Source organism: Pseudomonas sp. GW822-FHT06D10, assembly GCF_058799535.1.
Window position 1 is genome coordinate 287496 of record NZ_JBXALN010000007.1, and the last position, 26789, is coordinate 314284.

The 26789-nt window shown below is 62.2% G+C and carries 21 protein-coding genes; 14 read left to right on the plus strand and 7 right to left on the minus strand.

Annotated elements, in window-relative coordinates:
- Nucleotides 1-44 precede the first annotated feature (44 nt).
- From AC1RL5_RS24075 to AC1RL5_RS24135, 13 genes are all read left to right on the plus strand, one after another.
- On the plus strand, nucleotides 45-611 hold the full coding sequence (locus AC1RL5_RS24075) for a cysteine hydrolase family protein (RefSeq protein WP_072452852.1): 567 nt from the start codon (nucleotides 45-47) through the stop codon (nucleotides 609-611).
- 731 nt (nucleotides 612-1342) lie between these two features.
- Nucleotides 1343-3226, plus strand: a complete 1884-nt coding sequence (locus AC1RL5_RS24080) for a 3-dehydroquinate synthase (protein ID WP_072452851.1) — start codon at nucleotides 1343-1345, stop codon at nucleotides 3224-3226.
- Nucleotides 3223-4107 carry a UbiA family prenyltransferase gene (locus AC1RL5_RS24085; protein ID WP_072452850.1) on the plus strand — a complete coding sequence of 295 codons (885 nt, stop codon included), beginning with the start codon at nucleotides 3223-3225 and terminating at the stop codon, nucleotides 4105-4107. The genes AC1RL5_RS24080 and AC1RL5_RS24085 overlap by 4 nt, the downstream gene beginning before the upstream one ends.
- Complete coding sequence (locus tag AC1RL5_RS24090) at nucleotides 4104-4871, plus strand: EboA domain-containing protein (RefSeq protein WP_093409633.1); 768 nt, start codon at nucleotides 4104-4106, stop codon at nucleotides 4869-4871. Before AC1RL5_RS24085 ends, AC1RL5_RS24090 begins: the two co-directional genes overlap by 4 nt.
- 51 nt (nucleotides 4872-4922) lie before the next feature.
- Nucleotides 4923-5807 carry a TatD family hydrolase gene (locus AC1RL5_RS24095; RefSeq protein ID WP_011063758.1) on the plus strand — a complete coding sequence of 295 codons (885 nt, stop codon included), beginning with the start codon at nucleotides 4923-4925 and terminating at the stop codon, nucleotides 5805-5807.
- On the plus strand, nucleotides 5804-7042 hold the full coding sequence (gene eboE, locus AC1RL5_RS24100) for a metabolite traffic protein EboE (RefSeq protein WP_072452848.1): 1239 nt from the start codon (nucleotides 5804-5806) through the stop codon (nucleotides 7040-7042). The genes AC1RL5_RS24095 and eboE overlap by 4 nt, the downstream gene beginning before the upstream one ends.
- A complete protein-coding gene (locus tag AC1RL5_RS24105; RefSeq protein WP_072452847.1) occupies nucleotides 7032-8477 on the plus strand; it encodes an alkaline phosphatase family protein in 1446 nt (481 codons plus the stop codon). The genes eboE and AC1RL5_RS24105 overlap by 11 nt, the downstream gene beginning before the upstream one ends.
- Nucleotides 8456-9637, plus strand: a complete 1182-nt coding sequence (locus tag AC1RL5_RS24110) for a hypothetical protein (RefSeq protein ID WP_072452846.1) — start codon at nucleotides 8456-8458, stop codon at nucleotides 9635-9637. The genes AC1RL5_RS24105 and AC1RL5_RS24110 overlap by 22 nt, the downstream gene beginning before the upstream one ends.
- A gap of 10 nt (nucleotides 9638-9647) precedes the next feature.
- Nucleotides 9648-12059 carry a hypothetical protein gene (locus tag AC1RL5_RS24115; protein WP_072452844.1) on the plus strand — a complete coding sequence of 804 codons (2412 nt, stop codon included), beginning with the start codon at nucleotides 9648-9650 and terminating at the stop codon, nucleotides 12057-12059.
- A 66-nt stretch (nucleotides 12060-12125) separates the two neighbouring features.
- Nucleotides 12126-13067, plus strand: a complete 942-nt coding sequence (locus AC1RL5_RS24120; protein WP_093409623.1) for a hypothetical protein — start codon at nucleotides 12126-12128, stop codon at nucleotides 13065-13067.
- Between the two features lie 25 nt (nucleotides 13068-13092).
- Nucleotides 13093-14376 (plus strand): hypothetical protein, encoded by a 1284-nt coding sequence (locus AC1RL5_RS24125; protein WP_093409618.1) that lies wholly within the window; start codon nucleotides 13093-13095, stop codon nucleotides 14374-14376.
- Nucleotides 14377-14379: 3 nt separating this feature from the next.
- Complete coding sequence (locus AC1RL5_RS24130; RefSeq protein ID WP_145714313.1) at nucleotides 14380-16239, plus strand: hypothetical protein; 1860 nt, start codon at nucleotides 14380-14382, stop codon at nucleotides 16237-16239.
- Nucleotides 16240-16271: 32 nt separating this feature from the next.
- Complete coding sequence (locus AC1RL5_RS24135; protein WP_093409609.1) at nucleotides 16272-17324, plus strand: hypothetical protein; 1053 nt, start codon at nucleotides 16272-16274, stop codon at nucleotides 17322-17324.
- Between the two features lie 97 nt (nucleotides 17325-17421).
- Here AC1RL5_RS24135 and AC1RL5_RS24140 read toward each other — a convergent pair whose 3' ends face one another.
- Nucleotides 17422-17931 carry a single-stranded DNA-binding protein gene (locus AC1RL5_RS24140; protein ID WP_011063767.1) on the minus strand — a complete coding sequence of 170 codons (510 nt, stop codon included), beginning with the start codon at nucleotides 17929-17931 and terminating at the stop codon, nucleotides 17422-17424.
- 9 nt (nucleotides 17932-17940) lie between these two features.
- Nucleotides 17941-19335 carry an MFS transporter gene (locus tag AC1RL5_RS24145; protein WP_492590136.1) on the minus strand — a complete coding sequence of 465 codons (1395 nt, stop codon included), beginning with the start codon at nucleotides 19333-19335 and terminating at the stop codon, nucleotides 17941-17943.
- A 178-nt stretch (nucleotides 19336-19513) separates the two neighbouring features.
- Between AC1RL5_RS24145 and uvrA the strand changes: the two genes are divergently transcribed.
- Nucleotides 19514-22348, plus strand: coding sequence for an excinuclease ABC subunit UvrA (gene uvrA, locus AC1RL5_RS24150; RefSeq protein ID WP_492590138.1), 2835 nt, complete (start codon nucleotides 19514-19516; stop codon nucleotides 22346-22348).
- A gap of 118 nt (nucleotides 22349-22466) precedes the next feature.
- Here the strand turns inward: uvrA and bfr are convergent, their stop codons facing one another.
- From bfr to rpsD, 5 genes are all read right to left on the minus strand, one after another.
- Nucleotides 22467-22931, minus strand: coding sequence for a bacterioferritin (gene bfr / locus AC1RL5_RS24155; protein ID WP_011063770.1), 465 nt, complete (start codon nucleotides 22929-22931; stop codon nucleotides 22467-22469).
- A 155-nt stretch (nucleotides 22932-23086) separates the two neighbouring features.
- Nucleotides 23087-24535: a catalase gene (locus AC1RL5_RS24160; protein ID WP_019094236.1), complete on the minus strand. Its 1449-nt coding sequence runs from the start codon at nucleotides 24533-24535 to the stop codon at nucleotides 23087-23089.
- A gap of 176 nt (nucleotides 24536-24711) precedes the next feature.
- Nucleotides 24712-25098 (minus strand): 50S ribosomal protein L17, encoded by a 387-nt coding sequence (rplQ, locus tag AC1RL5_RS24165; RefSeq protein WP_007924175.1) that lies wholly within the window; start codon nucleotides 25096-25098, stop codon nucleotides 24712-24714.
- Nucleotides 25099-25140: 42 nt separating this feature from the next.
- Nucleotides 25141-26142 carry a DNA-directed RNA polymerase subunit alpha gene (locus AC1RL5_RS24170; protein WP_007970428.1) on the minus strand — a complete coding sequence of 334 codons (1002 nt, stop codon included), beginning with the start codon at nucleotides 26140-26142 and terminating at the stop codon, nucleotides 25141-25143.
- A 22-nt stretch (nucleotides 26143-26164) separates the two neighbouring features.
- Nucleotides 26165-26785 carry a 30S ribosomal protein S4 gene (gene rpsD, locus AC1RL5_RS24175; protein ID WP_011063772.1) on the minus strand — a complete coding sequence of 207 codons (621 nt, stop codon included), beginning with the start codon at nucleotides 26783-26785 and terminating at the stop codon, nucleotides 26165-26167.
- Nucleotides 26786-26789: the final 4 nt, after the last annotated feature.

Sequence of the window (26789 nt, forward strand, 5' to 3'; positions counted from 1 at the left end):
CGATACTGGCTCCCACGTCAATCACTCACCCGCAGGTATTACCCATGGCCAGACAGGCACTCATCGTAATCGATATCCAGAACGACTACTTCGCCGACGGCAAGTGGCCCCTGATCGGCGTCGACGCTGCAGCGGACAACGCCGCCCGGCTGATCCAGGCATTTCGCCAGAACGCTGAACCTGTGGTGCACATCCGCCACGAATTCACCTCCGACGACGCTCCCTTCTTCACTCCCGGTTCCCCCGGTGCGCAGTTGCACCCCAAGGTACAGAACCACGCCGATGAGCCGGTGGTGCTCAAACATTTCGTCAACGCGTTCCGCGACACCGAGCTGCAATCGCTGCTCACGCAGCAGGGCATCGAGGAACTGGTGATCGTCGGCAACATGAGCCACATGTGTGTGGAAGGCACTGCCCGGGCCGCTGCCGACCTGGGCTACCCGGTCAAGGTGATCCATGACGCCTGTGCCACTCTCGACCTGGAGTTCGCTGGCCAGCGCGTGCCCGCCGCCCAGGTACAAAGTGCGGTGATGGCGGCACTGGCGTTCGCCTATGCCAGCGTGCTGTCCACCGAGCAGTTTCTGGCGGCCGGACAGGCCCCTGCGGCTTGATCACCCGCAAGCGGTGAGCCGTGGCTCACCGCAACTTCATGGCACAAGGCATTTCCCGGATTAAATTCGCCGCTGTTTACCGAGAGGTTAATAGCGGTAAATGCCGATAGTTGCAGGAGCTACAAGTTAACCACAATGGCACGAATGATTCCTATTAACAAAAAACACTCCCCCAACAACCCGCTCGGACAGCTCTATGGAACAACTAAATAACTCCCCCATTAATAAGCAAGCCATTAAATAGCTGACTAATAGTAATCAAGGGTTAATCCGTTATTTCAAAACCTGATTTGAAACATTTTTAAAAATCCATCAAGAGCTGCCCTCGCACATTACTTAGTGCGCTTTCATGAAACGATTTTTTCTATATATCCAATTTTCATAACCTTTATAGCAAAGTAAAAAACAGCCCCGCTGCCTATACCATCCCCAGCATTCATTGAGCAAGAACAGGCTCCACCAGACTTCTTGCAAGACGTTCAGCGGAGCCGTCCCGGACTAAACACGCACTTTCCCCTGAGGCCATAAAAATGCCTTGCAGGCCACTTCATTCAACTTACTTGCAAAACCCTCGGTCTTGACTAAGTTGATAGCTACTCGCCACTGAAGTGTTCTTCAGGCGCCAGAAGATCAATAAAAACCGTCGAGGAATTCAATAACCAGACGCCCTCCCGCCCTACCCAGCTGACACTGACACGGAATCCAGTCATATCAATCAAGAGGGATGCTTGATGAAGCGCAGCTCGTTGTCTCGTGCCTTCTCACTCAAGGGTGCGGCCGAAAATTATTGGCTCTCGTTATTACTATTCTCGATCCTGGTTATCGCCAGTTTCCTGTTGTTTGAACAGCAGATCCAACAGCTGCTGAGTCACCTGGGCACCTTCCTTCCCACCGATCCCGTACAGCGCCTGAGCCTGGCCCTGTTGCTGGTAACCCTGCTGGCCCTGGACGTGCTGCTGCCCGTGCCCTCCAGCCTGGTGGCACTGCTGGCCGTGGCGGCCCTGGGCGCCATTGGCGGCTACCTGGTGATCTTCATCGGCCTGTGCCTGGGGGCCAGCCTCGGCTACTGGCTGGGGGCCGGCTACTTCCGCCTGCTGTCCAATTGGCTGGGGCTCAGGACCTGGCAACCCGGGCAACTGGCCTATCGCCTCAGCACCCTGTCCCTGGTGTGCCTGCGTGGCGTGCCGGTGCTGGCAGAAACCTCGGTGCTGGCCGCCGGCATGCAACGTTATCCGCTGCGCCAGTTTCTCCTGGTCACCACCCTGGCCAACGCCGGGCTGGCCCTGGCCTATGCCGCCATCGGCAGCCTGCTGGTGGAACAGAACGCCCTGCTGGCAACCATTCTCGCCAGCATGGTGCTGCCCGGGCTGTTCCTCGGCACCCGCAGCCTGTTCAAGAGCCGCCTGGCCCAGCCCCGATACGATCAGGCGCAGCCTCTGGAGGGCCGCTTCCAGGTGAGCTACCACTACCCGGTGCTGTTTACCGATCACATCTTCCAGGCCGACAACCCCTGCCTGCATCAGCAACTGACCCGGCAGAACCCGGGGCGCACCACGGTGCTGGTGTTTGTCGATGAACAACTGCTGCTGTGCTCGCCCCAGTTGCCGCAGCAGATCGACCACTACTTCAGCGCCCACGCCGCCGACCTGCATCTGCAGGCCGCACCGATCGCGGTGCCGGCCGGCGAATTGAGCAAGACCCCGGACGTGCTCCAGCAGCTGTACGCGCAAATGCTGGAACACGGCCTGGATCGCCACTGCTATGTGCTGGCCCTGGGCGGCGGCGCAGTGCTGGACGCAGTGGGCTATGCCTGCGCCACCTTCCATCGGGGCATGCGCCTGATCCGCATCCCGTCCACCGTGCTGGCGCAGAACGATGCCGGCATCGGGGTGAAGAATGGCATCAACGCCTTCGCCCAGAAAAACCTGCTGGGGGCCTTCTACCCGGCCACAGCGGTGATCAACGACTTCCAACTGCTGCTCAGCCTTTCCCACCGGGACCAGATTGCCGGCCTGGCCGAAGCGGTCAAGGTCGCGGTGATCAAGGATGCCGCGTTCTTCCAGTGGATGGAGCAGCAGGCCGAAGCCCTGGCCGGTTTCGAGCACAACGCCAGCCGCTACGCCATTCGCCGCTGCGCCGAACTGCACCTGGGCCATATCACCGGTGCCGGCGATCCGTTCGAACGGGGCAATGGCCGCCCCCTGGACTACGGGCACTGGGCCGCCCACAAGCTGGAGAACCTCAGCCAGCATCGCTTGCGCCACGGTGAAGCGGTGGCCGTGGGCATGGCCCTGGATGCGCTGTATGCCCACGCCAGCGGCCTGCTGTCCGACGCCGACTGCCAGCGCCTGCTGCGACTGCTGGACAGGCTCGGCTTCAACCTCTGCCCGCCGGAACTGAGCCTGCGGGACAGTCAGGGGCGTTCGCCGATCCTGGTGGGCCTGGAAGAGTTCCGCCAGCACCTGGGGGGCCAGCTGTCGATCCCGATGCTCAACCGCCTGGGCCAGTCGGTGGATGTGCACCAGATCGACATGCCGCTGATGGAACAGGCCCTGCTGCGCCTGGCGGGTTTCGGCGGGCCGGATTTCGCCTGGGGCCCGGGGTGCGCGCAATGACCCAATCGTCGCTGACCACCTGGCTGACCCTGGGCCGGGTCTCCAACCTGCCAACGGTATGGACCAATGCCCTGGCCGCCGCGCTGCTGGCCAGCAGCGCTACCACCCTGGCGCCGCCCTCGCCGCTGGTCTGGACCCTGCTGCTGGTGGCGCTCTCGGCGCTGTACCTGGCGGGCATGCTGCTCAACGACCTGATGGACGCCGACTGGGACCAGCAGCACCACAACCCGCGCCCGATCGTTCTCGGCCTGGTCAGCCGCGCCCAGGTCCGCCTGGCCACTGCCGCGCTGCTGCTGCTGGCGGCGCTGGCGGTCCTCGGCCTGAGCCGGACGATTGCCCAGCCCCACTGGCTGCTGGCCAGCGCCGGATTGCTGCTGCTGTTTATCCTTGGCTACAACCTTCTGCACAAGAAATATCCCCACAGCGTCTGGCTGATGGGCGGCTGCCGCTCGGCGCTGTACCTGACCGCCGCCGCCAGCCTGGCCATGCCGCCCCAGCCATTGTGGCTGTGCGCCGCGCTGCTGGGCACCTACATCGCCGGCTTGACCTACCTGGCCCGCCTGGAGCATCGCAACCAGTTGCTCAGCCGCCTGCCGCTGCTGCTCATGCTCAGCCCTCTGCTCCTGGCCGCCTATGCCGGCAACAGCGTGTTCTGGCTGGTCCTGCTGCTGTGGCTGGGCTGGTTGGGCTGGCACTACCAGCGCCACCTGGCCAACCCGCAACAACGGCAGGTCCGCGCCTTCATCGGTGCCGGGCTGGCCGCCCTGCCGCTGTTCGACGCCCTGGTGCTGGCGGTGGCCAACCAGCCCTTGGGCAGCCTGCTGTGTGTGCTGGTGTTCTTTCTGCTTCCCCACCTTCAACGCTGGATCAAGCCGACATGAACATGGACCCCATCGCCCCTGCGCCGCCGGCGCTTGCCATTCGCCATGGTGCCTTCGCCGAGCGCCAGCAATTGCTGGAACGGCATCTGGACGACGACAGCCGAAGCTGGTGGCAGCAAGCCCGGGAACAACTGGCCCGGCAGCCCTCGGCCAACACCCTGATGCTGCTCAGCAGTCAGTGTCGGCGCCGCTTGGCCAACGCACCGCTGGCCCCCAGCCCGGACTGCAACCGCACTCAACTGGCCCGGGCGCTGCTGCTGGCCCAGTTGCTGGAGCAGCAGGCCGGCGCCGGGCAACTGGCCCTGTTGCGCCAGCTGTTTCTCTGGGGCGACGACCAGGAAAAGGCTGCCCTGCTCAAGGCCCTGGATGACCTCGACAGCCAGGGGGCCAGCCTCGACCTGGCGCTCCAGGCCGGGCGCACCAACAACCGCGAGGTGTTCGCCGCCATCGCCCTGGACAACCCCTTTGCCGCGCGCCACTACCCGGAACGGGCCTTCCACCAGTTGGTGCTCAAGACCCTGGGCATGGGCCTGGACAGCCGCCACATCCACGGCCTGGCAGAACGGCGCAGCGTCGACCTCAACCAGTTGGCCCTGGACCTGATGGAAGAACAGCTGGCCGCCGAACGCGAGGTCGCCGACGGCCTGCCCCAGGCCATTGCCTTCGAGCTGTTGAGCCAGGCCCAGTTGCAGCGCCTGCGAGGCCTGTACCACCAGGGACGATTGCCTGCGCACTGGCGCGACCACTTCCCGGCAGGCGGTTGACCCCCGCCAGCTGAGCCCACGATTTTTCCCGCACTCAAGCAAGGAGCCACCATGGCGAAGTACTTCGACCCGCACATTCATATGGTCAGCCGCACCACCGACGACTACCAGAACATGGCCGCCGCCGGCATCACCGGGGTCATCGAGCCTGCGTTCTGGCAAGGCCAGGCGCGCACCAGCGTCGGCAGCTTCATCGACTACTTCGACACCCTGCTGGGCTGGGAGCGCTTTCGCGCCAGCATGTTCGGCATCCACCATTTCTGCACCATCGGCCTCAACCCCAAGGAAGCCAACGACCTGTCGGTGGCTAACGAGGTGCTGGAGATCCTGCCGCGCTACCTGGTCAAGGACGGCGTGGTAGCGGTAGGGGAAATCGGCTACGACGACATCACCCCGGAAGAAGATCGCTTTCTCGCCGCGCAACTGGAACTGGCCAGACAGTTCAACCTGCCAGTGCTGGTGCACACCCCGCACCGCGACAAGATCGGCGGCACCAAGCGCACCCTGGCGGTGATCCGCGAGGTGGGCATCGCCGAAAACCTGGTGATCATCGACCACCTCAACGAACTGACCCTGCCCCTGGTGCTGGACAGCGACTGCTGGCGCGGGCACTCGATCTACCCCAACACCAAGATGTCGGAACAGCGCATGGTGGCCCTGCTGCAGGAATACGGCAGCGAAAAAATGGTGGTCAACAGCGCTGCCGATTGGGGCATCAGCGACCCGCTCAAAGTGCCCAAGACCGGCCAGGCCATGCTCGCCGCCGGCTTCAGCGAGGCCCAGGTGGAGCAGGTGCTGTTCCACAACCCGGTGGATTTCTTCGCCCAGAGCGGGCAGTTGGACAAGCAACTGGTGAGCACCCCGCTGCCGATCGACCAGCGCCGCCAGTGGCAGGACAACTCGGCCCTGAGGGGCCAGGAACCGGTGGTCAAATGAGTGCCCGGGCCGGCTGGAACGCCGCGCAGATCGGCTACTGCAGCAACGTGCACCCGGCCCGTGACGTGGCAGGCCTGCGGGCGTCGATCCAGGAACATTTCCAGGGCGTGCGGCGTCAGCGTGGGCTGGCGGTGCAGGACAGCGGCCTGTGGATCAGCGCCCAGGCCGCCGCCGAACTACAGGTGCCCGAGGTGCGCGAGGCCTTCATCGAACTGCTGCACGATTGTGGCCTGCGCCTGACCTCGCTCAACGGTTTCCCCTATGGCCAGTTCCATGAAGGCGCGGTGAAGGCCGAGGTCTACCGGCCCACCTGGGCCGAACCCCAGCGCCTGGAATACAGCCTGCAACTGGCGCATCTGCTGGCCGCCGCTCTGCCCCTGGATTGCCAGCAGGGGGTGATTTCCAGCGTGCCCTTCGGTTATGCCGCCACCTGGGACGAGGCCCAGCAGCAACAGGCCGAAACCCACCTGCGGCAACTGACCGCCGAGCTGGCCAGCCTGCATCGCAGCAGCGGCAGGAAGATCCTGGTGTGCCTGGAGATGGAGCCGGATTGCGTGCTGGAAAACACCGATCAGGCCCTGGCCTTTTTCAGGCACTGGCAGGCCACCGACCCCCATCATGGCTACCTGGCGCTGTGCTTCGACGTCTGCCATCAGGCGGTGGTCTTCGAAGACTGCTACCAATCCCTGCAACGGCTGCTGGATGCGCGGGTTCCGGTGGGCAAGATCCAGCTGTCCAACGCCCTGATCTGCCAGTTGCCGTTTGCCGATCGCCCACGCCGCCAGCAGGTACTGCAGGCCCTGGGCAACTTCGCCGAAGCCACCTACCTGCATCAGGTCAAGGCCCGGGATCTGGCCGGGCAGCTACTGGCCTGGGCCGACCTGCCCGGGGCCCTGGACGCCGCCGAACCTGCCCAGGGGCAATGCCCCGAGTTGCGCATTCACTTTCATGTGCCGCTGTTCAGCGAACAGTTTCTACTGGCCGAGCTCAGCGGCAGCCAGCAGGCCTTGCTGCGCACCTTCGACTTTCTCGCCGCGCACCCGAACTTCCAGCCGGTGCTGGAGGTGGAAACCTACAGCTGGAACGTACTGCCCGGTGCGCTGCGCCCGGACAGCGAGCAGGCCTTGCTGCAAGGCATCGCCGCCGAGCTGCAATGGGTCGAGGGCCAACTGCGCCAGCGGCATCTGCTGCGTACCCACTCGTCTGCCCTGGAGGCTCCGGCCCATGCCTTCTGAACGCCCGCGCCAGCCCTTGCTGCTGATCAATGTGGTGGGCCTGACACCCAGCCTGCTGGGACCGGCCACGCCGCGGATCAACAACCTGCTGCAACGGGCGCGGATGGCCCGGCTGCGCCCGGTGTTCCCCGCCGTGACCTCCACTGTGCAGGCCTCGATCCTCACCGGGCTGCCGCCTTCGGAACACGGCATCGTCGGCAACGGCTGGTATTTCCGCGATCAGGCCGAGGTGCGTTTCTGGCTGCAGCCCAACGCGCTGATCCAGGGTGAAAAGGTCTGGCAGGCGCTGCAACGGGAGATCCCCGGCCTGCGCTGCAGCCAGCTGTTCTGGTGGTTCAACATGTATGCCCAGGTGGAGGCAGCCATCACCCCGCGCCCCCACTACCCGGCCGACGGGCGCAAGATGTTCGGCCTCTATTCGTCGCCGCCGGGGCTGCACGAACGCATCGAACAGCAGATCGGCGAGTTCCCCTTTCCGAGCTTCTGGGGCCCGGCCGCGGGGATTGCCTCCAGCCGCTGGATCGTCGACTGCGCCATCGCCGAGTTCCAGATCAGCCGCCCCGACCTGCAACTGATCTACCTGCCGCACCTGGACTACAGCCTGCAACGCCTGGGGCCGGAGCATCCGTCCATCAGCGACGAAGTGCGGGCCATCGACCATGAAGTCGGGCGCCTGCTGGATTTTGCCCAGCAGCAAGGCGCGGCCGTGATGCTGGTCTCCGAATACGGCATCGAGGCGGTGCAGCAGTCCATCTCGATCAACCGCGTGCTGCGCGAGCAAGGTCTGCTGCAGGTACGTCGTTCACTGAGCTGGGAGCTGCTGGACCCCGGCGCCAGCGCGGCCTTCGCCGTGGTCGACCACCAGATCGCCCACGTCTATGTGCGCCAGCCCGAGGACATTGCCCGGGTCAAGGCCCTGCTGCTGCGCCAGCCCGGTATCGAGCAGGTGCTGGACAGGAGCGAGCAGCAGGCCTGCCAGCTCGATCACCCACGCAGCGGCGAGCTGGTGGCGGTGGCCGCCCCGGGCTTCTGGTTCGATTACTACTACTGGTTCGACGACCGCCTGGCCCCGGATTTCGCCCGCACTGTGGATATCCACCGCAAGCCGGGCTACGACCCACTGGAGCTGTTCATCGACCCGGCGATCCGCTTTCCCAAGCTGCGGGTCGGTCGCCGGCTGCTGCAGAAGAAGCTCGGCTTTCGCTACTACATGGACCTGATTCCCCTGGACACCTCACTGATTCGCGGCAGCCACGGACGCTTGCCCAGCAGTGCCGAGGTAGGGCCCCTGCTCATCACCGATTGCGATTTACCCCTGCCGGCGCACCTGCCGGCCACCGCGGTAAAGCACCTGCTCCTAGAGCATTTCCTAGGGCGCCCCTATGACGATACGGCTCAGGCCAAGGAGATTCCATGCGGCGAACCATCCCTATAGTCGTGCTCGGTGTGTTGAGCGGCCTCGCTCACGCACAGACCACGCCCGCCTTCAATTGCAGCAACTTCCTGACGTTCAATGGTGACCAGGCCGGCACCCTGAGCACCTTCAAGCAGAGCCCGGAAACCATGGCGTGGAACTGGTTTGTGTGCCTCAACCAGCCGGCCGGCTCCGGGAACCCGGAGCGGCTCTGGGAGACGTTCAAACCATCCGATGAGGTCTACCTGAGCAAGGGGCAGGCTCCCCAGCCCTACAGCACCCAGGCCAACCTGCCGAGCCAGGTGCAGACCCAGGCGCAGAAGATCCCGGGCATGAACACCAGCGGGCTGTTCCTCAACCTGGGCAACGACACCGACGGCAGCACCGACAACGGCACCCAGCAGGTCGATGGCCTGGCCCTGGAAATGGGCAACCAGGTGCCGGAAGCGCAACGGGGCCAGTCGGTGCGTTTTCACATGTTGATGGGCCAGGACACCTTCAACTACATCGTCCAGCAGAAGATCTACAACCGGAACGGCATTGCCGCCCTGACCAGCAGCCTGAACTTTCCCGCCACGGCCTGGGAGCTGAAGACCTCCTGGTTGTGGATCGGCAGCGATAGCACCTTCCAGGCGCAACTGGCAAAGGATGGCTACTTCATCGCCCAGGCCTACTACGTCGACAAGCAGGGCCAATACCACACCGGCTACGCCGGCCTCAGCGGCATGCACGTCATCAACAAACTGACCCACGACTGGGTCTGGACCACCTTCGAGAACCGCAACAACAGCAAGTACACCGTGACCAACGGCACGCCGGCCAAGCCCATGACCAACATCACCGGGCCCACTGACGCGGCCCAGCCGGTGAATGCCACCTTCCAGCAGCAGAACCCCACGCTGGCCCAGTACGAGTTGATCGGCGTGCAGTACGACCAGGCCCAGGCCGAGCCCAAGCTGCTGGCCAACTCCCAGCTGGAATCAGCCTTCCAGAGCCACTCCTCGTGCCTGGCCTGCCACAACACCGCGGCCTACTCGAGCAACAACACCTACTTCAACTTCGCCTTGAAAGAGGATGGCGGGATCGTCTACCCCACCACCGTACTACCGGACTCCGACTTCGTCGGCTACCAGAAACTGGACTACGTCTGGTCGCTCAAACGCGCCCAGTGGCAGCGCTAAGGAGCAGCTCATGAGCGTCTTGAACTTTCCCCGGATCTACTTCAATGGCCACATGTTCTGGAACCCACCGACGGCCAACAACAACGACGTTTTCCCGCTATATGACGCGGTGAAGATGCGCATGAACTGGCCGTTCCTGTCCTACTACGGGATCAACGACCAGAACGCCCCGCAACAGCTGATGCCCTGGACCATCGCCCCGCTGGCCTACGAGAACGTGCCGGACTACGTGCTACAGGTGCCCACCAATGGCTCGCCCAGTGGCTACCCGATGATTCCCGCCGAATGGGACCTGTTCGGCGACAACGCCTGCGGCTTGGTCGACTACGAGCAGACCCGCTCGGTGATCGTCGGTGGCGAGTTCCAGGCCAACACCTACATCGACAACGACCCGCTGGTGAACAAGTGTTACCAGTTGCAGGGCAACCCGTTCGGCAGCGCCGCGCCCACAGCCGCGCGCTTCGTCGATATCAGCCCCTGGCAGAACACCTTCACCGCCCTGTACTTCGACAAACTGGTACTGGGGGACGCCACCTGCGGCCTGACCTTGAAGCGCCGGTACCGCATGCTCGACCGCTTCCTCAACTTCAACTGGGGGGCCTTCGGCGGCTTGAGCTACGTGACTACCACCTGGCAGACCTGCTTCCCGAAAGACCAGCTGCAGTGGATCGTCGGCGACTCGCAACTGCTGAAGACCCTGCAACAGGAGATGATCAACCAGAACGCCAAGGGCCTGATGTTCCGGTTCACCACCTACCTGACCTTCTACGACAAGAACGGCATCTTCAACGACTTCCCGGTGGTGGACAGCCACTCCAAGACGCCCGAAGCCATGGCCGCACTGCAGGCGATGTACCAGAAGGGCCTGGATAACGTCGCCGACATCTTCTTCAACCCGGCCTACAGCCGCACCGCCGGTACTCTGGGCCTGTGGTTCGACAATGAATACCCCACCGCTCCGGCCGGCCGGCGCCTGGAACCCAAGGCCCCGGTGCCGGTGTGCAAGGCGGTTCCCAGAGACACCAAGCCTGCGGCCATGACCCTGGGGGTGATCAGCGCCCAAGTGCACGACAACACCCTGTCCCTAGACCTGGGCAATACCTTTCCGTTCTATCCCGCCGGAGACAGCGCCGCACTGCCGCCCACCGACACTGACCTGAGCCAGGGAATTCCGGTGCCCGGGAAATACCTGGCCGGTGATTACGACATCGGGGTACGGCCCACTGGCGGCGCTTTCCACAAAGTCGCCAGTTTTGGCTTCGAACAGTATCGCCAGACCGCCTTCGACAAGCGCGCCGGCCTGCTGGACCTGCCCATCAGCCCCGCCGACCAGGCCGCGTTGCAACAGGGCGCCCTGGAGCTGCAGTTGCAGGGCAGCCAGGAACTGGTCGCCGCCGCCCAGAATATGTGGACCGCCGAGGTCCTCGACAGCGGCTGCTTCATCGATGTGGGCGACACCCGGGTCCTGAGCATCATGGTGCAGTACGACGGCCAGCCCGCGCCCGCGGGCACCGCGCTGTGGGTGGCGGAGTACAACAACGCCTACATGCTGACCACCAGCGACTATTACCTGGCCTTCAGTAACGCGGCCAACTTCACCTTGTTCAACAACTACCCGAAGGACCCCGGGAGCAACACGTCGAACCGACCGCAGTTCGTCGGCACCCAGACCGCTGAAAGCCTGTTGCACGTGGGCAGCGGCCGCCGGCTCAGCGCGGTGCTGAACGTCGAGGACAACGAGCCATCCGAACCCATGCTCTACCAGAGCTTCCTGACCACGCCCTCGGCCGTGGCCCTGAGCCCCCGCCTGCAGTTCACCAATGGGCAGGCACGCAGCGGCACCCTGGCAGACCCGCTGAACGCTACCGTGCAGTACAGCCTGGCGCAGATCCTGACCGACGCCAATGGCATCGCCCAGGTATCGGTCAAGGCCGTGGCGGCCGGCTTCCCGACCTTGCGCTTCTTCATCCAGGACGGCCAGCAGCAACCGACGGTGCCCTTCAGCTTCAACTACACCGACGCCTACACCGACTTCCTTGCGCCCCTGCGGGTCCTGCCCCAGGAGCCGGAGATGCTCAAGGACTTCATCGACTGCTGGAACCGGGTGTGCACCCAGGACGACGCCAGCGTGCGGATCTGGAAGGAGTTCATCTTCCCCAGAATCCTCCAGCCGTTCTATTACCTCTACCCGATCATGAACAAGTTCATGCCGCTCAACTCCCTGCAACGCATCGAGGGCGCGATCAACCAGTTCATCGTACTGATCAGCAAGGACTATCAGGAGGAAAGCACCCTGGCCATGCCGATCACCCGGGACCTGCCGCAAAGCCGGCGCAGGGTGCTGGAAATCTGGGCCCAGGACCTGGTGAGCAAGGGCTACCCACCGATCCCGCTGAAACTCAGCGACTACCCCCACGGCTGAGCCGCAAAGGCCAGCCCATGGAATGCCGGGCGACCCCGTCGCCCGGCGCTTTCAAAGGAGTGTCAGATGAACGCCAGTCTCTTCAAGCAACTGCTGTTGGCCGCCAGCCTGCTGAGCGCCAGCCAAACGCTATGGGCCGAGACCTACCCCGACAACGTCTACTTCAACATGGGCGTGCACAACGACCGGGGGTGCGACGCCAAGACCAACAACTGCATCGCCAAGCGCAAACCCGGCGAGCCGGCCGATCCACTCTACCCGGCAACCTGGGTCAGTGACTGGATCATGTACCGGGTCACCGCCAACTACGTGAAGAACCCACCGCCCTACAGCAGCCCGCCCAGCACCCTGAAACCGGCCGACTACACCGTGTCCCGGGGCACCAGCTACTACGACAACGATTATGTGCCGGCCGACAAGGACGGCACCGGGGCGATGATGGAGCACTACGAGAAGTACTGCCTGCCGATCTTCCCGATCAAGGACAACAACTACACCTGCTCCTTCGTTTCCCTGGGCAACAAGGCCTACTTCCTCACCTACCCCGAGGACCGGCCAAAGGACATGCCGGCCTGCTGCATGTTCTCGCCCATGAACCATCCGCCGCGCCGGGACTTCATCAAGCACCTGCCCTACAGCGCCGCCCGCAGCCAGCATCTGGATGGCAGCGTGCAGGCCTACGCGCTGGAGATCCCGGTCCAGCCGAGCCCGATTCTGTTCGGCTATGCGTTCTACAAAAAAGCCAGCAGCGACGGCCCGGGCCAGCCGGCCTATCAGCATCCGCAATCGTTCTATTTCTCCGGTGACGAGAGCGTCGCCAACGCGCCAATCGTCAGCCAGAACTACCTCAACTGGCGCACCGAGAAACCAAATCCGGCCACGACCTGGGACCAGGTGGCGAAGATGTGCCCGGCCAACCCGCCGGACTGCCAGCTCTTCACGCCCCCGCCATCGCTGAAGAACGGTGCGCGGCCGCAGTGGAACCAGCTTCAGCAACAGCAGCCCTGAACCCTAGCCATGATGAAGGATCACCATGAACAGACTACTGAGCTTCACCCTGATGCTTCTCGGCGCGACGAGCCTGCCGGCCTTGGCACAGGCAGCCCAGGGTAGCGACCTGAGCTGTCATCCACCCAGCGCCGCCCCGGTGGTCGGTGGTGACCCCGCTGCCGCCCAGGAGGCCTTCGATCGCTACAGTTGGCAGATGTTCGTCGCCCTGAACTGGCCGGCTCAGGCGGGCGAGCGCGGTCAGCCCGACTGTTCCGCGGCCCTGGGCAGCGCGCGTCAGACGGTCTGGCAAACCTACAAGAACGTGAACGAAATCTTCCTGCCCCAGGGGCAGAACCCCGGCCCGTGGAACACCAAGCTGATGGCCAAGACACTGAACCTGATTAACATCGCCGGACGCAAGAACAACGCGACGGCCAACGACAGCCAGGCCGTTGGCGGCTGGCTGATCGACCAGAGCGGCAACCCCACGTATTACGAGATTGCCGCCAATCAGGTCTCCTACGACTACATCGTGGCCAACCAGTTCTACAACGCCGATGTCGTGGCCAAGGCCAACTCCATCAACTTCCCCAACGCCACCGGCGAGATCAAATCCAGTTGGCGGATTCTCACCCCCCAGGACGATGGAACCCGCTACCTGAAAATGCAGGCTGAAATCGTCACCTTCGATGCCCAGGGCGTGCCCAACGGCACGGCCCAGGCAACCCTGGGCCTGGTGGGGCTGCATATCATCAACAAGGTCGAGGGCAACCCTCAGTGGATCTGGTCGACCTTCGAACAGGTCGACAACGTACCGCCCAAGGTCAGGGTCGGGGACCAGTGGGTCAACCAGCCGGAGGCGGGGCACAGCTACTCCTACTTCAACGCCAGCGCTCCGGCCGGCAGCCTCAACCAGTCCCCCTGCGACTGGGCCCTGAAAGATGGCCACATGATCTGCGTGCCCAAGCCCGGGATGAGCTTCACCACCCCCAACCCGCTGGACCGCTTTACCCCTTTGACCGACGCCACGATCAGGCTCAACAGCCAATACCAGGCCGCGCCCCAGGTGCAGGCCTCGGAATTCAAGTACTACCAGTTGATCACCACCCAATGGAGCACCCCGCCCAATCCGGGCTCACCGAGTGGCCAGCTGACGCCCGAGATCTCGGCCAACGTGACCATGGAAAGCTACATCCAGCCCAGCAGCAGCTGTAACAACTGCCACTCCATGGCGATGCCGAACAACAACCTGCACAAGTCCGACTTTTCCTACCTGTTCAAATTCGCCAAGTCACCCACTGCCCCCGCCATTCAGCACAAGGAGTGAATCATGAGTATTCTCAACGGCCCACGGCTGAACTTCTGGGGCGGGATCGAGGCCAACGTCAGCCTGCCCAACAACTCGCCCACCATTCCCAGCGAACCCAGCAATCCCGACAGCCAGGAAACACTGTCACTCTTCAACCTGACCACTTCGACCCTGTACCCCGAGGCCGAGGTCTACAGCGACGACCAACTGACCGAGATGATCAATGCGCCGACAGGCGATTACTACACTGCGGGGGGCTGGAATCACTATGGCCAGCATGTCGTCACCCTGGACCAGGTCGCCATCAGCTCCCAGGGGACACCGGGCAACATCAGTACCCAGGGTGATCTCGTAGGCGAGCCGTTCTACCTGCTGGGCTCGGTGGATCCGGTCACCGGCGCTGCGCCGGTGACCGGCCCGATGATGGTCGACCTGGACCCCACCGGCACCAGCACCAGCCAGATCTACCTCGGCGGCCTGCAGATCGGCAACAGCACGCCCCCCCAACTGCTGGTCAAGGGCAACACGGTATGCAGCAGCTATGACCTGGCGCAGCGGATCATCGACCCGGAGCAGGACGCTCCGGGCTCCAACACCATCAGCGGCAGTTTCCAGGTCACCTTTTCGCGCGATCAGATCATCAGCTACAACAGGGACAACCCACTGCTGCGCGCGATCATCGAGGCCCCCGGCGCGACCGGCATCGTCGTGCGGTTCGTGATGTTCGAAATGTGCCCGAGAATGACCACGCCGCAACTGGATGCCGACTACGCCGCCCACCGCTACACCTCCAACCCGAGCATCGGACGCGTGGTCGGGACCCTGGCCCCCGCCTTTGCGGGAGAGCCGCTGATCGTTACCCCCGGGCGTCAGCTGTCCAACCCCTCGACCCGCAGCGTGGGCTACGCGAGCGTGCTCGACAACAACCTTCTGAGCCTCGACATGCTCAACATCATTCCCAAACAGGCATTTCGCAGCGATCGAACCGACAACACCTCTCCCATCGGCCCCAATGCGAATTTCGGGCAAGTTTCCATCTCCGCAGGCTCGACGCTCCTGAGCACCCTGGACCCACTCCGTTCGCCGCTGTTCGACTACTACGTGTATGGCGGCATCGTCGACCTGCCGCTGACGGCAGAACAGCGTCAGGCAGCGAGTCTGGAACTGCTCAGTATCAAGGCCCCGCTGACGCACTATGACACCTCGGACGGCACGCCCGTGGCGATCAACGTAAACGCGCTGGAGCAGCCTTATCGCCTGAGCTCCAATCAACGCAACCTCTATCTGGAGGATTACCCCAAGGGAGTCGAGATCACGCTGCAACTGAGTCAACTGGGCCAGCCAGTGAACAAGGACACTGTTATCAGCATCACCGCTGGCCCAGCGAACACCTTTGTGAAGGCCCCCTACAAGGCCAGCCAGTACTGGGACTTCCTGGATTTCGAACCCCGGCAAACGGTCAAGGCCGGCCAATCCGGCGTGACTTTCAAGGTCACTCTCAAGCCAGGCTGCGAAGCCCTGGCCGGCTTTGCCGCCCTGACTTGCAAAGTCGAAGACGGGAAATCCAATGGTTTCTTCATCAATCTGCGCAAATTCGCTACCACCGATTTCGGGATTGCGCCGGGCAGCGCCGTCACCTGGGACCAGGTGTACAAGAACGTGCTGCGTTTCCACTACCTGGCCTTCCCCGCCATGTCCCGCTACATCGCGCTCAATCAGCAGGACGCGGTCTGGGGATCGCGCCAGATGATCCTGCTGCGCACCTCACAGGAGTACCTGGGCACCACCTTGTACATGCCGGTGGTGCGCTCGATGTCCGCCAGCCAGCGAGCCCTGCTCAAGTGTTGGCTCACCAGTGAACCCTGGCAACCACTGCAGTGATGGTGCCGCTCCAATTGCGAGGGAGAATCCATATGCCGATAGCTTTGCTCATCCCCGGCCAACCGCAGGAGAACCTGCAACCCACCCGCGTGGTCGCCGAAGGGTTGTCAAACCCTCGCGGTGCCTGCCTGCAAGGCGATGGCAGCCTGCTGCTGGCGGAAGCCGGCTCAGGCCTGCCGGACCAGCCGTTCAGCGGGCGCATCAGCCGCCTGCGTCCGGATCCGGACCAGCCGGGCGCCTACCTGCCGCCCCAGGTCGTGGCTCAGGGTTTTCGTTCGATGAACATGCAATCGCGCATGCTGCGCGACGAAATCATGAGCCTGTCGGACATCGCCCTGGGCGACGGGCGCTGCCTGGCCAGCCAAACCGACTACGTCGCCGGCTCCAAGCTGCTGGACCTGCAATACAACCCGCCCGAGCCGCTGTTCCATAGTCGCGGCAACCTCAACTCGCTGTGCTATCACCCGTCGCGCCGCAGCTGGCTGGCGGTCAAGCCCGATAGCAACCAACTGGTGGAGTTCAGCGAGGGCGGTGAACAAGTCCTGGCGCAACTGCCCGATCTGGATCAGGGCCAGGAAGCCGTGCCAGTGACCCTGGTGCACGAGCCGCAGACGGATGCCGTGCTGATCAGCCTGTTCTCCGGCGAGCTGCGCCGGGACCCGGCGCGGATGGGTATCGACTTCGCCGACAAGGCGGGCCAGGTGATCCGGGTCTGGCCCGAGAGCGGCAGGATCGAGGTGCTGATTCGCGGACTGCAACTGCCCACCGGGCTGGCGCTGGACCCGCAGGAGCGGATCCTGGTGCTGGAACTGTGCGACCGGCTGCTGCAACCGTTGCCGCCGGACTGGGCCGGCGAAGTCCTGCACGGCGGCTTCGCCCGCTTCAGCGGCCGCCTGCTGCGCTGCGATTTGCAGCAACGCAGCGTGCAAGTACTCGCCAAGGGCCTGGATACGCCTTCCAACCTGTGCTGCGTCGGAGACGCGGTGCTGGTGAGTGAAGGCATGGGCCTGAGTGGGCGGCCGATTCCGACGCCGGAGCAGCAGGTGGTCGCACTGAGCGGCCGACTGCGGCGAGTGGCGCTTTGAGCTGAGTGATGCGGCACACCGGTTAAACCCGGGCATAAAAAAACGGGGCCATCTACATGGCCCCGTTTTTATCGATGCTGAACGCTGAAAACAGCGATCAGAACGGAATATCGTCATCGAAGCTGTCGAAGTCCGGAGCCGGCTGCGGAGCGGCCTGCTGTGGCGCTGGACGCGACTCACGCTGAGGCTGCGGAGCAGGACGGGACTGCTGTGGACGCGGTGCCGAGTTGGACATGCCGCCCTGGCCTTGCTGGTCGCCCTGTGGACGGCCACCCAGCAGCTGCATGGTGCCCTGCATGTCGACGATGATTTCGGTGGTGTAGCGCTTGATACCGTCTTTTTCCCACTCGCGGGTCTGCAGCTTGCCCTCGATGTAGACCTGCGAACCCTTGCGCAGGTATTCACCGGCGATCTCCGCGACCTTGCCGAACATCGACACGCGGTGCCACTCGGTGCGCTCGACCTTCTGACCGGTCTGCTTGTCGGTCCACTGCTCGCTGGTGGCCAGACTCAGGTTGGTCACGGCGTTACCGTTAGGCAGGTAGCGAACTTCAGGATCCTGGCCGCAAGTGCCGACCAATATGACTTTGTTAACCCCACGGGCCATAACGTTCTCCTAGGCTTCGCTCGCCGACGGCGCTGGATTGACCAGCTGCTCGAGGGTCGTGCGATCCAATAATTCGGTATCCAATTTGATGTAAATGGCGGCCTCTTCGGCCACCACTACGGCATCTGTTACCCCAACAACGGCCTTCAGGCGCTCGACCAGGCCGGCTTCGCGGATCGCTTCGGGCGATAACGGCAAGCGCAGGCTCGTCACATACGGGAGCTCGCGCATGGTAACAGCAAAGGCCAGCCAGAGTGCAGCCAGGACTGCGCATCCAAGGAACACAGCCGACAAACCGCCATGCTGGAACAACCAGCCGCCGAGGATGCCGCCCAGTGCCGAACCGAGGAACTGGCTGGTGGAATACACCCCCATTGCCGTTCCTTTACCACCCGCCGGCGAAACCTTGCTGATCAGCGACGGCAAGGACGCTTCCAGCAGGTTGAACGCGGTGAAGAACACCACGGTACCAATCACCAACGCCCGCAGGCTGTCGCCGAACTCCCAGAAGAATAGCTCGGTGAGCAGCAGCGTACTGACCGCGCCCAACAGAACTCGTTTCATTTTGCGTTTCTTCTCGCCGTAGATGATGAACGGGATCATGGCGAAGAACGAAATCAGCAGTGCGGTGAGGTAGACCCACCAGTGCTGCTCCTTGGGCAGGCCGGCTTTTTCCACCAGCGCCAGGGGCAAGGCCACGAAGCTCGACATGAGCATCGCGTGCAACACGAAGATACCAAGATCCAGGCGCAGCAGATCGGGGTGCTTGAGGGTCGGGATCAGCGCCTGGCGCGCCACTCCGGATTCCCGGTGCTGCAGCGGCCCGGTTGAGCGCGGCACCATGAAGGCGATGATCAGAATGCCCACCAGGGCCATGGCCCCGGTGGCCAGGAACAGCCCCGAAAGTCCGAAACTGCGGGTCAGCAGCGGGCCAACCACCATGGCCACGGCAAAGGACAGACCGATGGTCATGCCAATCATGGCCATGGCCTTGGTCCGGTGCTGTTCGCGGGTCAGGTCGGAAAGCAGCGCCATCACCGCCGCGGAAATTGCGCCGGCGCCCTGCAGGATACGCCCGGCGATCACCCCCCAGATCGAATCGGCGTTGGCCGCCAGCACACTGCCCAGGGCGAACACGATCAACCCCAGGTAGATAACCGGACGACGACCGATACGGTCGGAAATGATCCCGAAGGGAATCTGGAACACTGCCTGGGTCAGGCCATAGGCACCAATCGCCAGCCCGATCAGGGTCGGGGTCGCTCCTGCGAGATCCATTCCATAGGTCGCCAGGACCGGCAGTACCATGAACATGCCAAGCATACGGAAGGCGAACACCAGGGCCAGCCCGCTTGCCGCGCGGGTCTCGCTGCCACTCATGCGTTCGTTGTGGGGATCGTGCATGGATAAACCTCATGTGAACCGGCGGCGATTCTACCAGTCGGATCGATTGAGGGGGTATATGGCGACGCTTTGCCGCGCAGCCCATGCCAGCGATCAAAAAAGCGCCGAACGATAGTGTGCATCCATCCAGTGTTTGGTTTTATACTCCTGCCTTTACGCCCGCCGATCGAGGCCACTTTTGGACAAGATTCTGATTCGTGGGGCCCGCACCCACAACCTGAAGAACATCGACCTGACCCTGCCGCGGGACAAGTTGATCGTCATCACCGGGCTGTCTGGGTCCGGCAAGTCGTCCCTGGCTTTCGACACGCTGTATGCCGAAGGCCAGCGCCGCTATGTCGAGTCGCTCTCGGCCTATGCCCGACAGTTCCTGTCGATGATGGAAAAGCCCGATGTCGACACCATCGAAGGCCTCTCGCCGGCGATTTCCATCGAACAGAAATCCACCTCCCACAACCCGCGCTCCACCGTCGGCACCATCACCGAGATCTACGACTACCTGCGCCTGCTCTATGCCCGCGTCGGTACTCCACGCTGCCCGGACCACGACATCCCGCTGGAAGCCCAGACCGTCAGCCAGATGGTCGACCTGGTGCTGGCCCAGCCCGAAGGCAGCAAGCTGATGCTGCTGGCCCCGGTGATCCGCGAGCGCAAGGGCGAACATCTGTCGGTCTTCGAAGAGTTGCGAGCCCAGGGCTTCGTTCGCGCCCGGGTCAACGGCAAGCTGTTCGAGCTGGACGAGCTGCCGAAGCTGGATAAACAGAAGAAGCACTCCATCGATGTGGTGGTCGACCGCTTCAAGGTCCGCGCCGACCTGCAGCAGCGCCTGGCCGAATCCTTTGAAACCGCCTTGAAACTGGCGGACGGGATTGCCCTGGTGGCGCCGATGGACGACGAGCCGGGAGAGGAGATGATCTTCTCCGCGCGTTTCGCCTGCCCGATCTGCGGCCATGCCATCAGCGAACTGGAACCCAAGCTGTTCTCCTTCAACAACCCGGCCGGTGCCTGCCCGACCTGCGACGGGCTGGGGGTCAAGCAGTTCTTCGACATCAAGCGCCTGGTCAATGGCGAGCTGACCCTGGCCGAAGGGGCGATACGCGGCTGGGACCGGCGCAACGTCTATTACTTCCAGATGCTCGGTTCACTGGCCTCTCATTACGGCTTCAGCCTGGAAGTACCGTTCAACCAACTGCCGGCGGATCAGCAGAAGGTCATCCTGCACGGCAGCGGCACCCAGAACGTCGACTTCAAATACCTCAACGACCGGGGCGACATCGTCAAGCGCTCCCACCCGTTCGAAGGGATAGTGCCGAATCTGGAGCGCCGCTACCGGGAAACCGAGTCGGCCACCGTGCGTGAAGAGCTGGCCAAGTTCCTCAGCACCCAGCCCTGCCCGGATTGCCGTGGCACCCGCCTGCGTCGCGAAGCGCGGCACGTCTGGGTGGGCGAGAAAACCCTGCCGGCAGTCACCAGCCTGCCCATCGGTGACGCCACCGATTATTTCGGCACCCTGAAACTCACCGGGCGCCGTGGCGAAATCGCCGACAAGATCCTCAAGGAAATCCGCGAGCGTCTGCAGTTCCTGGTCAACGTCGGGCTCGACTACCTGACCCTGGACCGCAGCGCGGACACCCTGTCCGGCGGCGAAGCCCAGCGTATCCGCCTGGCCAGCCAGATCGGCGCCGGCCTGGTGGGGGTGATGTACATCCTCGACGAGCCGTCCATCGGCCTGCACCAGCGGGACAACGATCGCCTGCTGGGAACCCTGAAACACCTGCGCGACATCGGCAACACCGTGATAGTGGTTGAACACGATGAAGACGCCATTCGCCTGGCCGACTATGTCGTCGATATCGGCCCGGGGGCCGGTGTGCACGGCGGGCGAATCGTTGCCGAAGGCACCGCCGCAGAGGTCATGGCCCATCCGGACTCCCTGACCGGCAAATACCTCTCGGGCCGGGTGAAGATCGTGGTGCCGGCCAAGCGCACGCCGCGCAACAAGAAGCTCTCCCTGACCCTCAAGGGCGCTCGCGGCAACAACCTGCGCAATGTCGACCTGGAGATCCCCATCGGCCTGCTGACCTGCGTCACTGGGGTATCGGGCTCGGGCAAGTCGACCCTGATCAACAACACCCTGTTCCCCTTGAGCGCCACCGCACTGAATGGCGCCACCACCCTGGAAGCCGCACCACACGACAGCATCAACGGCCTGCAGCACCTGGACAAGGTAGTGGATATCGACCAGAGCCCGATCGGCCGGACTCCGCGTTCCAACCCGGCGACCTACACCGGGCTGTTCACCCCGATCCGCGAGCTGTTCGCCGGGGTACCCGAGTCGCGCTCCCGGGGCTACGGGCCCGGTCGCTTCTCCTTCAACGTCAAGGGTGGGCGCTGCGAGGCTTGCCAGGGCGATGGCCTGATCAAGGTGGAAATGCACTTCCTGCCGGACATCTACGTGCCCTGCGACGTGTGCAAGAGCAAGCGCTACAACCGCGAAACCCTGGAAATCAAGTACAAGGGCAAGAACATCCACGAGGTGCTGGAAATGACCATCGAGGAAGCCAGGGAGTTCTTCGACCCGGTGCCTGCCCTGGCGCGCAAGCTGCAGACCCTGATGGATGTGGGCCTGTCCTACATCAAGTTGGGGCAGTCGGCGACGACCCTGTCCGGTGGCGAAGCGCAGCGGGTCAAGTTGTCTCGCGAGCTGTCCAAGCGCGACACCGGCAAAACTCTGTATATCCTTGATGAGCCGACCACGGGCCTGCACTTTGCGGATATCCAGCAATTGCTGGACGTACTGCACCGCCTGCGCGATCACGGCAACACCGTGGTGGTGATCGAACACAACCTGGATGTGATCAAGACTGCCGACTGGCTGGTGGACCTGGGGCCGGAAGGCGGTTCCAAGGGCGGCCAGATCATTGCCGTGGGCACCCCGGAGCAGGTTGCGGAGATGCCGCAGTCCCATACCGGGCACTACCTCAAGCCGTTGCTGACCCGCGACCGCGCCTGAGGCCCATGAAAAAGCCCCTGGCACTTGACGGTGCCAGGGGCTTTTTTGTCTCTAGGGGTTGCTGCCCCTCCCGCAGAAGCGAGCTTTACTCGCGAACAGGCAGCAACACCTAACGCAATCAGAACTGCGATTGTAGGTAGTTCTCCAGGCCGATGGACTTGATCAGGCCCAACTGCTTCTCCAGCCAGTAGGTGTGATCTTCCTCGGTATCCGCCAGCTGGATGCGCAAGATGTCGCGGCTGACATAGTCCTTGTGCAACTCGCACAGCTCGATGCCTTTGCACAACGCGGCGCGCACCTTGTATTCCAGGCGCAGGTCGCTGGCCAGCATCTCCGGCACCGTGGTTCCGGTGTCGAGATCGTCAGGGCGCATGCGCGGAGTGCCTTCGAGCATCAGGATGCGGCGCATCAGGGCGTCGGCGTGTTGCGCCTCTTCTTCCATTTCATGGTTGATACGCTCATAGAGCTTGGTAAAGCCCCAGTCTTCGTACATCCGCGAGTGGATGAAATATTGGTCGCGTGCTGCCAGTTCGCCCGTCAGCAACGTGTTGAGGTAATCGATTACGTCCGGGTGACCTTGCATCGCCCTACATCTCCCTGCTTGAAAGTGGATAGTTTGAACCAAGCTGACTTGCAGGTCACTTAGAAACAGCTGAAAAAGTGAAGAATATCTGAGAAAACCAGTAGAAATAACGCAAAAACCGCCCAAATGAGGGCGGTTCTGCTTCTTATTTAGACTTACTTGAGCGATACGCCCAAAGCTTTGGCGATGCCTTCGCCGTAAGCCGGGTCGGCCTTGTAGAAATGCTGCAACTGCCGATCAACCACATCAGCCGTCACTCCAGCCATGGCGCCGGCGATGTTGTTGATCAGCAACGCCTTCTGTTCATCGTTCATCAGGCGGAACAAAGCACCAGCGTGGCTGTAGTAGTCGGTGTCTTCACGATGATCGTAGCGGTCCGCAGCACCGCTGAGTGCCAGGGCCGGCTCGGCATAACGTGGAGCCTGCTTCGGCGCATCGCCATAGCTGTTGGGCTCGTAGTTAGGCGCCGCACCACCATTGGTACCGAAAGCCATGGAGCCGTCGCGCTGGTAGCTGTTCACCGGGCTCAATGGAGCGTTCACCGGCAACTGTTGGTGGTTGGTACCCACACGGTAGCGATGCGCGTCGGCGTATGCGAATACCCGGCCTTGCAGCATGCGATCCGGCGAAAGACCTACCCCAGGTACCATGTTGCTAGGGCCGAATGCAGCCTGCTCGACCTCTGCAAAGTAATTCAACGGGTTGCGGTTCAGTTCCAGCTCACCCACTTCGATCAGCGGGAACTCTTTCTGCGACCAGGTCTTGGTCACATCGAAGGGATTCTCGTAATGCGCGGCGGCTTGAGCTTCGGTCATGACCTGAATGCACACGCTCCATTTCGGAAACTCACCGCGCTCGATCGCATTGAACAGGTCGCGCTGGGCGTAATCAGGATCGGTACCGGCCAGGCGCGCTGCGTCAGCCGGCGCCAGGTTCTTGATGCCCTGCTTGGTCTTGTAGTGCCACTTGACCCAGTGCCGCTCACCCTTGGCGTTGATCAGGCTGTAGGTGTGGCTGCCAAAGCCATGCATGTGGCGGTAGCCGTCCGGAATACCCCGATCGGAAAACAGAATGGTTACCTGGTGCAGCGCCTCGGGCGAATGGGACCAGAAATCCCACATCATCTGGGCACTTTTCAGATTGCTCTGGGGCAAGCGCTTCTGGGTGTGGATAAAGTCGGGAAACTTCAGCGGGTCGCGAATGAAGAAAACCGGGGTGTTGTTGCCTACGATGTCCCAGTTGCCTTCTTCGGTGTAGAACTTGAGGGCAAAGCCGCGTGGGTCACGCTCGGTGTCTGCCGAACCACGCTCGCCGCCTACCGTGGAAAAACGCAGGAAGGTCGGAGTCTTCTTGCCTACCGCCTCAAACAGTTTGGCGCTGGTGTATTCGGTGATATCACGAGAAACGGTGAAAGTGCCATAGGCGCCTGAACCCTTGGCGTGCACGCGACGCTCGGGAATATTCTCGCGGTTGAAATGGGCGAGCTTTTCGATCAGGTGAAAATCGTCGAGAAGCAGAGGGCCCCGGGGGCCGGCGGAACGAGAGTTCTGGTTATCAGCGACAGGAGCGCCACTTGCGGTAGTAAGAGTTTTGGTCTGGCTCATGCTCAATCTTCCTCTGTCAGTCTGTGAAACTGCCGGCTAATCGGCTGACAAAGAGTATTGACCACCAGTGTTACAACATCCAATGCATTACACATTAGTTAACGATAGAAATATCCAATATAGGCAGACACAAAAAACCGGGCGCTAGGCCCGGTTCCTTGTTTCAGACTGACGTCTTACTCAGCGGATACAGCTTCACCGCCGACAGCACGATCAACCAGTTCAACGTACGCCATAGGAGCGTTGTCGCCAGCGCGGAAACCGCACTTGAGGATGCGCAGGTAGCCACCCTCACGGGTAGCGTAGCGCTTGCCCAGGTCGTTGAAGAGCTTACCAACGATAGCTTTCGAACGGGTACGGTCGAAAGCCAGACGGCGGTTAGCCAGGCTGTCTGTCTTGGCCAAAGTGATCAGCGGCTCGGCAACGCGGCGCAGTTCTTTAGCTTTCGGCAGTGTAGTTTTGATCAGCTCGTGCTCGAACAGCGACACCGCCATGTTCTGGAACATGGCCTTGCGGTGCGAGCTGGTGCGGCTCAGGTGACGCCCACTTTTACGATGACGCATGGTTCATTCCTTACCAAACACAACGTTCGGTGATTACGACGATCAGGCAGTCGCCTTGTCGTCCTTCTTAAGACTTGCAGGCGGCCAGTTGTCGAGGCGCATGCCGAGGGACAGACCGCGGGAGGCCAGAACGTCCTTGATTTCAGTCAAGGATTTCTTGCCCAGGTTCGGAGTCTTCAACAGTTCTACTTCGGTACGCTGAATCAGGTCGCCGATGTAGTAAATGTTTTCCGCCTTAAGGCAGTTAGCCGAACGTACAGTCAGTTCCAGATCGTCAACCGGGCGAAGCAGGATCGGATCGATCTCGTCTTCCTGCTCGACTACCACTGGCTCACTGTCACCCTTGAGGTCGACGAACGCAGCCAACTGCTGTTGCAGGATGGTTGCAGCACGACGGATAGCCTCTTCAGGATCCAGAGTACCGTTGGTTTCCAGATCAATAACCAGCTTGTCCAGGTTAGTACGCTGCTCGACACGGGCGTTTTCCACCACGTATGCGATACGGCGAACCGGGCTGAACGAAGAGTCGAGCTGCAAGCGACCAATGCTGCGGCTTTCGTCTTCATCGCTCTGACGCGAGTCGGCCGGTTCATAACCACGACCACGAGCTACTACGAGCTTCATGTTCAGGGCGCCGTTAGACGCCAGGTTAGCGATTACGTGATCGGGATTAACGATCTCGACATCATGATCCAGCTGAATATCGGCAGCGGTAACCACCCCCGAACCCTTCTTCGACAAGGTCAGCGTAACTTCGTCACGGCCGTGCAGCTTGATAGCCAGACCTTTAAGGTTCAACAGGATTTCAATTACGTCTTCCTGTACACCTTCGATGGCGCTGTACTCGTGGAGCACACCGTCAATCTCGGCCTCGACTACTGCACAGCCGGGCATTGAGGACAACAGGATGCGGCGCAGCGCGTTGCCCAGGGTGTGGCCAAAACCACGCTCGAGAGGCTCGAGGGTGATCTTGGCGCGGGTTGGACTGACAACCTGCACATCAATGTGGCGGGGTGTCAGGAACTCATTTACCGAAATCTGCATGGATGCACCTATTTTCTAGCCCTTACTTGGAGTAGAGCTCGACAATCAGGCTTTCGTTGATGTCGGCGGACAGATCACTGCGAGCTGGAACGTTCTTGAAAACGCCCGACTTCTTCTCAGTGTCTACTTCTACCCATTCTACGCGGCCACGTTGAGCACACAGATCGAGAGCTTGGACAATGCGAAGTTGATTTTTTGCTTTCTCGCGAACAGCGACCACGTCACCAGCACGAACCTGGTAGGACGGAACGTTAACGGTCTGACCGTTCACGCTGATCGACTTGTGCGATACCAGCTGACGGGATTCGGCACGAGTAGAACCGAAGCCCATGCGGTACACAACGTTGTCCAGACGGCATTCGAGCAGTTGCAACAGGTTTTCGCCGGTTGCGCCCTTCTTGCCAGCTGCTTGTTTGTAGTAGCCGCTGAATTGACGCTCGAGTACGCCGTAGATACGACGAACTTTTTGCTTTTCACGCAGCTGGGTGCCGTAGTCGGATTGACGACCGCGACGCTGGCCGTGGATGCCAGGAGCTGCTTCGATGTTGCACTTGGATTCGATAGCGCGCACGCCGCTCTTCAGGAAGAGATCGGTGCCTTCGCGACGAGCCAGTTTGCATTTTGGACCAATGTAACGAGCCATTCTT

What these genes read in the sequence shown, in the direction of transcription:
- AC1RL5_RS24075 (WP_072452852.1), top strand. Translation starts at nt 45, where the DNA reads ATGGCCAGACAGGCACTCATCGTAATCGATATCCAGAACGACTACTTC.
- AC1RL5_RS24080 (WP_072452851.1), top strand. Translation starts at nt 1,343, where the DNA reads ATGAAGCGCAGCTCGTTGTCTCGTGCCTTCTCACTCAAGGGTGCGGCC.
- AC1RL5_RS24085 (WP_072452850.1), top strand. Translation starts at nt 3,223, where the DNA reads ATGACCCAATCGTCGCTGACCACCTGGCTGACCCTGGGCCGGGTCTCC.
- AC1RL5_RS24090 (WP_093409633.1), top strand. Translation starts at nt 4,104, where the DNA reads ATGAACATGGACCCCATCGCCCCTGCGCCGCCGGCGCTTGCCATTCGC.
- AC1RL5_RS24095 (WP_011063758.1), top strand. Translation starts at nt 4,923, where the DNA reads ATGGCGAAGTACTTCGACCCGCACATTCATATGGTCAGCCGCACCACC.
- eboE (WP_072452848.1), top strand. Translation starts at nt 5,804, where the DNA reads ATGAGTGCCCGGGCCGGCTGGAACGCCGCGCAGATCGGCTACTGCAGC.
- AC1RL5_RS24105 (WP_072452847.1), top strand. Translation starts at nt 7,032, where the DNA reads ATGCCTTCTGAACGCCCGCGCCAGCCCTTGCTGCTGATCAATGTGGTG.
- AC1RL5_RS24110 (WP_072452846.1), top strand. Translation starts at nt 8,456, where the DNA reads ATGCGGCGAACCATCCCTATAGTCGTGCTCGGTGTGTTGAGCGGCCTC.
- AC1RL5_RS24115 (WP_072452844.1), top strand. Translation starts at nt 9,648, where the DNA reads ATGAGCGTCTTGAACTTTCCCCGGATCTACTTCAATGGCCACATGTTC.
- AC1RL5_RS24120 (WP_093409623.1), top strand. Translation starts at nt 12,126, where the DNA reads ATGAACGCCAGTCTCTTCAAGCAACTGCTGTTGGCCGCCAGCCTGCTG.
- AC1RL5_RS24125 (WP_093409618.1), top strand. Translation starts at nt 13,093, where the DNA reads ATGAACAGACTACTGAGCTTCACCCTGATGCTTCTCGGCGCGACGAGC.
- AC1RL5_RS24130 (WP_145714313.1), top strand. Translation starts at nt 14,380, where the DNA reads ATGAGTATTCTCAACGGCCCACGGCTGAACTTCTGGGGCGGGATCGAG.
- AC1RL5_RS24135 (WP_093409609.1), top strand. Translation starts at nt 16,272, where the DNA reads ATGCCGATAGCTTTGCTCATCCCCGGCCAACCGCAGGAGAACCTGCAA.
- AC1RL5_RS24140 (WP_011063767.1), bottom strand. Translation starts at nt 17,931, where the DNA reads ATGGCCCGTGGGGTTAACAAAGTCATATTGGTCGGCACTTGCGGCCAG.
- AC1RL5_RS24145 (WP_492590136.1), bottom strand. Translation starts at nt 19,335, where the DNA reads ATGCACGATCCCCACAACGAACGCATGAGTGGCAGCGAGACCCGCGCG.
- bfr (WP_011063770.1), bottom strand. Translation starts at nt 22,931, where the DNA reads ATGCAAGGTCACCCGGACGTAATCGATTACCTCAACACGTTGCTGACG.
- AC1RL5_RS24160 (WP_019094236.1), bottom strand. Translation starts at nt 24,535, where the DNA reads ATGAGCCAGACCAAAACTCTTACTACCGCAAGTGGCGCTCCTGTCGCT.
- rplQ (WP_007924175.1), bottom strand. Translation starts at nt 25,098, where the DNA reads ATGCGTCATCGTAAAAGTGGGCGTCACCTGAGCCGCACCAGCTCGCAC.
- AC1RL5_RS24170 (WP_007970428.1), bottom strand. Translation starts at nt 26,142, where the DNA reads ATGCAGATTTCGGTAAATGAGTTCCTGACACCCCGCCACATTGATGTG.
- rpsD (WP_011063772.1), bottom strand. Translation starts at nt 26,785, where the DNA reads ATGGCTCGTTACATTGGTCCAAAATGCAAACTGGCTCGTCGCGAAGGC.